Source organism: Actinophytocola sp. (assembly GCF_035942955.1).
Taxonomy (GTDB): Bacteria; Actinomycetota; Actinomycetes; order Mycobacteriales; family Pseudonocardiaceae; genus DASYTH01.
The window spans coordinates 1-9446 of sequence record NZ_DASZCQ010000330.1; the positions used below are offsets into that span (position 1 = coordinate 1).

At 71.2% G+C, this 9446-nt stretch carries 6 protein-coding genes and 2 pseudogenes; 4 read left to right on the forward strand and 4 right to left on the reverse strand.

Features of this window, described 5'->3' with window-relative positions; all coding sequences use genetic code 11:
• From VGX25_RS33045 to VGX25_RS33060, 4 genes and pseudogenes are all read left to right on the forward strand, one after another.
• Window positions 1-525: pseudogene (locus VGX25_RS33045) on the forward strand (helix-turn-helix domain-containing protein); the annotation flags it as partial.
• 82 nt (window positions 526-607) lie between these two features.
• Window positions 608-784 (forward strand): hypothetical protein, encoded by a 177-nt coding sequence (locus tag VGX25_RS33050; protein WP_326921898.1) that lies wholly within the window; start codon window positions 608-610, stop codon window positions 782-784.
• Window positions 785-827: 43 nt separating this feature from the next.
• The gene (locus tag VGX25_RS33055) at window positions 828-1004 is read left to right on the forward strand and encodes a hypothetical protein (protein ID WP_326921899.1); all 177 of its coding nucleotides are present in this window, start codon (window positions 828-830) and stop codon (window positions 1002-1004) included.
• A gap of 19 nt (window positions 1005-1023) precedes the next feature.
• A complete protein-coding gene (locus tag VGX25_RS33060; RefSeq protein WP_326921900.1) occupies window positions 1024-1329 on the forward strand; it encodes a hypothetical protein in 306 nt (101 codons plus the stop codon).
• Between the two features lie 109 nt (window positions 1330-1438).
• On the opposite strand, the gene cei is transcribed toward VGX25_RS33060, so the two are convergent.
• The 4 genes and pseudogenes from cei to VGX25_RS33080 form a co-directional block, all read right to left on the reverse strand.
• Window positions 1439-2140 carry an envelope integrity protein Cei gene (gene cei / locus VGX25_RS33065; RefSeq protein ID WP_326921901.1) on the reverse strand — a complete coding sequence of 234 codons (702 nt, stop codon included), beginning with the start codon at window positions 2138-2140 and terminating at the stop codon, window positions 1439-1441.
• A gap of 121 nt (window positions 2141-2261) precedes the next feature.
• A complete protein-coding gene (locus tag VGX25_RS33070; protein ID WP_326921902.1) occupies window positions 2262-3020 on the reverse strand; it encodes an SDR family oxidoreductase in 759 nt (252 codons plus the stop codon).
• A gap of 22 nt (window positions 3021-3042) precedes the next feature.
• Window positions 3043-8976, reverse strand: coding sequence for a DUF6603 domain-containing protein (locus tag VGX25_RS33075; protein WP_326921903.1), 5934 nt, complete (start codon window positions 8974-8976; stop codon window positions 3043-3045).
• Window positions 8977-9005: 29 nt separating this feature from the next.
• Window positions 9006-9446 (reverse strand): annotated as a pseudogene (locus VGX25_RS33080) (hypothetical protein); the annotation flags it as partial.

A 9446-nucleotide genomic window follows, 5' to 3' on the forward strand; every position in this document is an offset into this window, starting at 1 on the left:
ACTGGTGTCTCACAGCGCCAGATCGCGGCCCTGACCGGTCAATCGCAGTCCGAGGTGTCGGAGATTCTCAAGGGTCGTCAGGTCATGGCCTACGACGTGCTGGCGAGGATCGCCGACGGTCTGGGTGTCCCCAGGGGATACCTGGGCCTCGCGTACGACGAAGTCACGGCGGTTCGGGTGGCCGGGACGAAAGAGGCCTCCGGCACGGAGGAGACCGAAGAGGTGAAGCGTCGGAAGTTCCTTGCGCATGCCGCCGCGGTCGCGGTCGGCGCGGACTCGGGATCATGGGTGTCCAACCCGGTGTTGGCCCCGGCGCCCGCGAGGATCGGGATGACCGATGTCCGGCAGGTCGAAGCCGGGACCCGAGCCCTTCGTAGGCTCATCCCACACCCGGAGGCCGGCGCCGCCCGGGTCCGCGACGCCGCGGTCGCCCAGCTGTCCTGGGCCAAGGGGATGCTCGCCGCCGACGCCACCGACGACGTCCGAGCCAGACTCCACAACGCCCTCGCCGACCTGGAGCGCCTGACCGAGCTGAACGTCCGGGACCCGGCCGACCACCCGGACCTCGCCCCATGACAGCACTCCCCTACCGACCACGGAGGAGACATTGAGCACCGGCACCGACGACCACGACAAGGACGACCGCCTCCCCCTGCGCTGGGGCGTCATCCTGCTCGGCGCGCTCGGCGCCGGAATCGCCGCGGGCTTTGCCGGCGGCCCCCTCACCGGCTGGGCAACCGGCCTGGCCACCACGGCCCTGCTCTACCAGATCCTCGGCCCCTGACCTGCCGACCGGCGAGACGTTCACCGAGGGCGACCGGCAGCGGGTGGCCACGGCGTTCGACACGAAGATCCGCACCAGCTACGCCGCCACCGGGTGCACCTACCTCAGCTACGGCTGCGCGCACGGCTGGCACCACGTCAACACCGACTGGGCCGTGCTCGAACCGGTCGCGCCGACCACCGGCCGACCCCGCCGGGCGAGTGATCCCACCCGGTGCTGATCTCCAACCTGGCCAACCGGTGCAGCCGTTCCCGCGCTACGACCTCGGCGACTCGGTGCGGCTGCGTCCGGATCCGTGCCCGTGCGGCAACCCGCTGCCGGCGGTGCGGGTGCAGGGCCGCGCCGGCGACGTACTCACCTTCCCGACCGAGCGCGGCGAGCAGGTCTCCCTCGCGCCGCTGACGTTCGGCACGCTGCTCGATCGAACTCCGGGCGTCGACCGGTTCCAGATCGTGCGGACCGAGCCGACAGGTTGCGGGTGCGGCTGCGGCTGGCCGGCGGTGCCGACCCGGACCGGGTGTGGGCCGCCGCGCACCGCGAGCTGACCGACCCGCTCGCCGACGACAAGCTGGACAACGTGACCGTCGAACGGGCCGAGGAGCCGCGGAGCAGGCCCCGGGCGGCAGGTACCGCTCGGTCATCCCGTTGCGTGACTCAGCCGCAACGCTCCGGCCGCGCCGCGGCGAGCAGGGTTGGCGAGACGGTCGACGTGGCCGGCCCGGCGATCGCATGCAGTGCGCCGTCCGGCCGTTGGGCTGCCTGGGGTTGGAGCTGCCGGAGGACGGTGAGTGCCGACGGGTCGAGGTGGGCCGTGGAGAAGGCCGCGCCCAGCGCGAGGTCGACGGTGTCGTCGGCCCGTCCGTCCCGAACGAGCTGGGCGCACGGCAGCACGAGGCTCAGCGTGCGTGCCGCCGGCGTTCCGCCGGGTCCGAACCGGATCTGGCCGACGCAGCGCATGCTTCCCCGCGGATGCAGCAGATCGTTGCCGCCCACGGCGGCGAGGCGGAAACCCTGAGCCTGCAGGCTCGCCGCGACCTGGGCGGCCAACCCCGGCCGATCCGTCGCGTTGAGCACGCGGACGGTGATGCCGGCCGGTGCGACGATCGCGAACGGCTCCACCGCGGCGGCGGACACCGACGCCGGCGCCGAACCGGGGCAACTGGCGGTCTGGCCCGCGACCTGCTCACGATGCAGCAGGTAGACCCAGATGACCCCGGCCAGCACCGCCACGGCGGTGATCAGGAAGCAGGCGCGGACCGGTCTGCCCGCGGTCGCCCGGTCTCGCCGCCGGGTACGGCGTCGTCGGCCACCGCGCGACCGGTGGGCACGCTGCACGGCAACCCCGCGACCCCTCATCACCAGGTCCGCCTTCCGGGTGGCCCCTGCCCGGCAGGGATGCCCGCAAGCGCGTCCCGGCAAACGCTCCACACTGGCCGGACGGGTTCCGCTTCGCCCTGGTTCACCGGCCGGCCCCTGGTCACCGTGCGACGTAACCGCCGTCGACGGCCATGGCGTGTCCGGTGATGAAGGAGGACTCGTCGGAGCACAGCCAGGCGACGGTCTGGCCCACCTCCTCCGGAGTGCCGAGCCGGTTGACCGGTTGCAGGGCCGCGGCCTGTTCCACGGTGACAATTCCGGCGCTGAGGGCCCGGTCGAACATTGCCGTCCGAATTCCGCCGGGGCAGATGGCGTTCACGCGGATTCCGGCGGTGGCATATTCCAGTGCCGCCGCCTTGGTCAGGCCGATCACACCGTGCTTGGACGCGGTGTAGGCCGACAGACCGAACGGGATCCCGACCAACCCGGCCACCGAGGACGTGTTGACGATCGCGCCGCCACCGGACCGCAGCATCAGCGCGACCTCGCTGCGCAGGCACAGCCATACCCCTTTGAGGTTGACCGCGTTGACCTGATCCCAGGTGTCTTCGGTCGACTCCGCCAGCGGCTGCTGTGCGCCTTCGATGCCCGCGTTGTTGAACGCACAGTCGAGACCGCCGAACCGGTCCATCGCGGTCCGCACCATGGCCTCGACGTCGGACGCCGAGGTGACATCCGTGCGGACGAACAGCGCCTCCGTCCCGGCCTCGGTGGCGGCCTTCGCGGTCTCCTCGCCGCCGGCTTCGTCGATGTCGCCGAGCACCAGCCGGGCGCCGTGCCGGGCGAACACCATTGCCGCACCGCGACCGATGCCCGAGGCGGCACCGGTGATGATGGCGACCTTTCCTTCCAGCAGCATTCCGAATCACCTCATCGTGATGTCAGCGGTGGATGTCCACCTCGGGTGGTGCGGCCAGCATGGCGGCGGCGAACCGGGCGGACGCCGCCTGCCGAGCGGCCGGCGCGCCGATGCGGCTCTCGGCGACCTCGGTGAGGTTGACGACCCGGGGAGACGTCTGCCATTCGGACGCGGCCTCGGCCAGTCCGAAGTGGAGGGTCTGCTCGGGCTGGCGGATGGAGACCGCGGCGATCTCCTCGTCGAACATGCAGAGCAGGATGTTCGCCGAGAGCCGCTCGCCGGGGACCGGCGCCAGGGCCGCGCCCCGGCTGTCGGTGGCCACCACCCGCAGGTCCGGCCAGCCGGCGACGGCGTCCGAGCGGACCAGGAACCCGCTGCGGGCCACGGTGGGCGCGGCCGGATCGAGCAGGTGCGCAACCCAGGGCGTGAGTGCCGCACCGGCGTTGCGCAGGTCGGCGGCGAGCGTGCGGTCCAGCTCGTAGTCGGCCGGGGTGACCCGGCCGATGCTCAACGCGCCGTCGAGCAGGCTGGCCAGCCAGCGGCGGTCGAGGGAGAAGAAGCGCATCGACTCGACCGGCAGCATGGTCTCGTCGGGCACCAGGTAGTTGAACGGGATGCCGCGCAGGACGGCGATGTCGTTGAGCCAGTTGGTCAGGACCGGTGGCAGCGCGGCCAGTTCGCCGGCGCCCGACTTGCGCTGCCGGGCCCGGGCCCGCTTCCACCGGTAGAGGGCGGCGGAGAACGGCTTGCTGCGCAAGGCGAGCAACCGGCCGAGCTGCCAGGCGGCCGCGTAGCCGACGTCCGTCTCGTCGGTGATCAGCTCGTCGGCGGTCCTGGCGGGCAGCGGCACCGCCGCGGTGGGCTGCGGTTGGGGAGTGAGCGGGCCGCGGTACCAGGCGCTGCGCTTGGCACCCTGGCGGGGCCGGTAGGTGACCGGCACGAAGCCCTGCTCCAGCCGGGCGGCGTCGGATCCCTGCGGCGCCCGCAGCGGGCCGCTGCGGGCGGCGATGCGGCGCAGCAGGCCGGTCAGCTGGTGGTCCGAGCCGGTCGAGGTGAACCGCCAGCTCTTCAGGCTGATCAACCGGACCGGGGTGGTGCCCGTCGCGCCGTGGAGGTCGAAGCCCGAGCCGGTGTAGCGGCCGCGGACCGAGACCAGGTGGGCGACGTGGGCCGATCCCTGGCGCGGCAGCCGGTTGCCGATGATCACCGCCCGCTCGCCGCCGGACGGGTCGCGGCGCACATGGGCCAGCAGCGCCAGATCCCGCCGCTGCGCGTCCTGCGCCGGCATCAGCTCGCGCAGGTGGCCGGCCGGCACGTCGATGATGCTGACCTTGTCGCCGTCCGGCTGGCTGTCACCGAGGCTGGACACCGGGAACGGCACGCCGCGCAGCTCCGGTGGCAGGGTGGCCGGGTCGCGCAGCTGGCCGACGGTGACGACGTGCGGCTGCGGCAGATCCTGGTCGTCGAACAGCAGCAGGGCAAGCCACGGCAGGTCGTCCCGGTCCGGGTCGGCGGTCTCCTGCCAGGGCAGCGTGCTGTGGTTGAGGATGATGTGCGGCAGGTCGGCGGAGTAGTCGCCGAGCGCGCCGTCCGGCGGATACAACGCGTAGACCTCGTCGGGCGCCAACGCCTGCCGGATCCCGGCGACGACGAAGTCCCCGGCGGCGCTGAACTGTTGCGCCGGGATCTTCTTCGTCCCGGCCGGCTCGTCGGTCGCCACGTCCTGGGTGACGGTGACGTGGTAGGTCCCGCCGGGCAGCGCCGGCAGGTGGTACTGCAGCAGCTCGGTGCCGCCGGCGCTGGCCCGGTCGGTGCCCTCGTCCGGCGTGAGCTTCGGCCGGATCTCGAAGCCGACCAGCGTGTCGCGCACCAGGGTCGCCGCGTTCGGGTCGGGCCGCAGCTCCGCGCCGAGCTCACCCCACATACCGGCCGGCAGGTGTGTGAGCACCGGAACGAACGCGAAGTGGTGCTCCATCGCCTCGGTGCCCCTGGTGATCGCGATCGTCACGGTGGAGCGCAGATGCGGCCCGTCGTTGTGGGGTAGGCGGATCCCCATCGGGCCGACCGCGACCGCGCCGGCCGGCTTGTGCTGGCCGGTCGGTGCCTGGGCGGGGGTGGCCGTGGCGTCGGCCGCGACGAACGGCACGAGGTTCACCGTCTCGCCGTCGACGGTGTAGTAGAGCCGGTCGATGGCGAGGTCACCCCGGATCCGGGCGCCCGTCGAGGGGATCACCGTGTTGGTCAGCAGCACGAGGCGTTGCGGATCGATCACCCCGAGATCGGTCACGGCGGCGCTGCTCTTGCGGATGAGCCCGCCGCCGACCGCGACCGCGCACCGGCCGGACTCCGGCAGGAACGACTGGCTGAACGCCGGCCAGCCGATGGCCTCGGGCGCCTTCTGCGTCTGCGGCCCGAAGGTGACGTCGAACGAGATGATCGACAGCGTGATGTGCGCGGTGCCGGCGAATTCCGGTCCCCAGATGTGCAGGTCGGCGCCGAGGTCGACGTTGATGTGGTGGGTGCCGAAGAACTCGAAGGTGTAGGAGACGTTGATGTCCACATAGGCATGCGCGTCGTAGTGGTACGGCTTCCAGGCGACGATGAAGTCGGCGCCCGCGATGAACGTGGCCCGCAGGTTCCCGCTCTGCCAGACCGCCTCCAGGTGTCCGCCGGCCATCAGCGCCACCGGGGTCAGCGCGTAGTACCCATCGCCCTTGACCACGAGCTGCGGGTCGACCTGCCAGTTGAACCCGAGGCGAGGCACCCGCGGGTAGTGGTCCAGCACCCGGAACTGCGGGTGGTATCCGCCGACGCTGAGCACGAAGTCGCCGGCGTGCGTGCCGGAGAACCAGGAGTAGAAGGCGAAGCCGCCGGTCAGGTGGCAGTCGCGGGAGAAGAGGAACGACGCGGCGGTCAGCTGCGCGCTCACCCCGAGGAACCCCTCGTCGGGTATGAAGCTGGCCCGGACCGCGAGCTGGATCTCGGCCAGCGGGGTGATCTGCTGGCCCGCCTCCGGGGTCGGCGCCACCACGGTCGACAGGCCGAGCAGGTTCAGCTCGAAGCGCTGCCCGAAGCTGGCGATGATCAGGGCGAACGAGTCGATGATCCGGAACGAGAGGAACTTGACGCCGATCGCCAGGAAGATGCCGCCCGCGGCCGGCGGCACGGCCGGCCGCAGCTTGTCCAAAGTAGAGTTGAGCAGGTCCCGCGGGTTGGCCGTGCCGGTGATCGGTTGCGGGCTCTTCGCCGCGGTGATCAGCGGGAAGTCGGCCACCCGCTCCACCGGTGGGACCACGATGGTGCGGTTGTAGCCGAAACCGGCGGCCAGGCCGGTGACGAAGAAGAACGGCGGCCCGCCGAGCGCCTGGTCGAGCACGGCGTAGATGAACAGGGACGGCTGACCGTTGAGGTAGGCGTAGGAGCCGAGCGCGGCCAGGGTCAGCTTCTCGGTCCTGATCAGCGCTGCCCCGTCGTACTCGTCGTACGGCTCACCGGTGGCGGGGGTGACGCGGGTGCGCAGCAACGCCCCGCCGATCTCCACCGGCCCGCTGCGGTAGTCGACGCCGAGACCGCGCAGGTCGACGCTCGGCGCGAAGTGGTCGATCGCCGAGCCGAGGGCCAGACCCTCCATGGACAGCGTCAGCCCGGCCGCGGACAGCGCGGCGTCCAGCAGGAAGCGCACGTTCTTGTTCTGGTACTCGAAGCCGACGCGCTCGAAGTGGACCGGACCGAACGAGCGCTGCACGTCGAACCAGCGCGTGCTGTCCGACCCGGTGACCGCCGGGCCGCTCGCGCTCTGGATGGCGGGCACCGAGCCGCCGGTGCCGCCGCCGGCGTCGGCCGCCGGCAGGCTCAGCGTCTGCGCCGCCGCGTCCCCGAGCAGCAGCCGGGCCGTGACCGTGACCCCCTTGGCCAGTCCCACCGTCGCGGCCGGCGGCGGTGGCTGACCCTGCCGGGCATCCCGGCTGACGTCGGGCAGCGCCGGCACCCCCGCCGGCAGCAGGGTGTTGATCGGCCCGATCTCGCCGACGGTGAAGTCCCGCGAGGCCACCAGCAACCGCAGGCTGTCCACGCCGACCTTCCGGTCCGGCGGAAACTCCTTGCCCACCAAGGGAAGCTGCGACAGCCCGAACTCGGCTCCGAGATCGAGTCCAAAGAGGAATCCCGGCTGCGTGCCCTTGCTGACGGCGAAGATCACGTCCCGCAGGTCGATCTCCAGATCGGCCGGAACGACCGCCGCGAGCGAGGATGACACCGCCGCGACCAGATCCCGGATCTTGAGTGGCTGCTGCTCCCCGGTATGCGAGTAGACGGCCACAAACACGGTGGAAGCCGTGTCCTGTACGAACTTCAGGTCGAACACCAGCCCACCGACGGTGATCTGACCACCGAAGGTCTTCTGGTACCCGGTGCCGATCTTGTCCAGCCTGATCGTCACCATGATGTCGACATCGGTGTCGTCAACGGAGAACTTGGCCTCGCACGTGAAGCCGAAGTTCCTGGTGGACGTGTCGAACCAGACCTTGAGATTGTCCAGCGCCAGGCTTTCGATGACCGCGGGCAGCGAGCTGTCCACTCCGAACACCCGAACGATGTGATCGTGGATGGCCTTGATGGTGAGCGCCTGCCCGGGCAGGCTCTGCGCGGTGAACTGCCAGCCGCCATCGGCCTCCGGGTGCTCGGCGATCACCTCGAAGGTGGCGTCGAACAGGGAGAAAACGCCCTCGATATAGCCGGTGAGGCCCGTCGGATCCTTGTTGATCTCGAAGTTGAACTGCTGGAAGCCGACCGGCACCGGGCCGACGTCGAACACCCAGGTGCCGGTGACGCCGGCCTCCAGGCCGTAATGGCCGATGCCCGGGATGGCCGAGATGTTCAGCTCGGTGAGGTCGATCTCGGGAAAGTGCTTGCCGCCTGAGAAGTACGTGTCCACCAGCGCGCTCAGGTGGATCGGCGAGCTGGGCGAGAGGCTGCCGTGGAACGCGAAGTCCGGCAGGTACACGACGATGTCGAAGGTGATCCCGTCGATGGTGATCCGCCCGCTGACGGCGATCTGCTGCAGCGCCCGGGTGGCCATGTCGAAGCCGATGCTCACCCCGGTGATGGACAGCTCCCCGAGGCTCTGCGGGATCCGTTTGACGAGGGTGTCCCCGCCGACCAGGTTGGCCAGCGCGGTCAGTCCGGGTAGGACGTTTCCGTCGGCCGGCTGGATCTCCAGCGCCCAGGCGGTCTGACCCTGCATCGCCAGCCGCACCCGGAAGTCCTGCTCGAAATGCAGGGTGGCGTGGATGTCCCCGCCGATCCGCTCGACGTACCTGCCGTGCTGGTAGCGGACCGAGCTGGTGAGGGTGACCCCGATGTCCTTGAGGCCGGCCAACTTGTCGATCAGGTCCCAGGTCGCCTTCTCCAGCGTCGAGGTGATCTCGAGCTCGGTCACCGCGTCCCGCCCGTAGCCGAAGGACAGGCGCAGCGCGGTGAGCGGCACGCTGTTGAAGATCGCAACGCCGGCCGGCAGGTAACCGCTCAGCTTGTTGTCGCTGACGTAGTCGGCGAGTGCGGTCAGCGGCAGGGACCGGGCCGGTCCGGCCGGGGTCCGCACGGTGATCAGGTTGTCCGCCACGGCCCCCTCGACCGGGACGTCGTTGCCGCCAATGGCCACGCTGCCGGTGAGTCGCAGGTCGACGGCGAAGTCTCCGGGCTGGGTGATGCCGAGCCGAACACCGGTGAGGTGCAGCGCGCGGGTGCCGGTCCCGCCGGTGGGCCACTGCTCGTCGGTGGTGGCCGCCACGGTGAGCTCGCCCGCGTCGAGCCGGATCTCCGGGCTCGGCAGGCGGAGCTCTTCGGCCGGCAGCCCACCGACGAACGTGACCAGTGCCGGCACCACGCTGTTCGCCGCGGTGAGCACGAGCGTCTGGTCCTGTATGGACTGTTCGAAATAGACCTTCAGATCGCTCAACGTGCTGGGGCTCGTCATGGTGCGGCCATTCACTCGGAGTGCGGGATGTTCTGCGCGCCACCGGGGTTGATGGTGAAGTGGACGTTGAACAGGTCGGTGGCCGCGATCGTCGCCGCGACTGCCGCCGTGGCGCCGGCGGCCGGAACGGTCGGTGGAGGACCGGCCGGGAGGGTGCTCGCGGTCAGGGCGCTGTTGGTGGCGAGCTGAACGGCCGCGGGTAGCCCACCGCCTGCGGTCGCGCCGGCCACCGCGCCGGCGAGCGCCGCGGTTCCCGCCGGCATTCCGGCGGCTCGCGCGGCGTGCGTGGTCGCCCTGGCCACGAGGTTGACAGCCACGGGCGCCGGCCCGGCGAGCATGCCGAGCGCCGCGGCCACGGCGCTGGCCCGCGCGGCCGTGGCGCCGGCCATTGCGGCGCCCAGCGCGGCGACGGCCGCGAAGCCACCGGCGTCGGCGCCCACGAGGTTGAACAC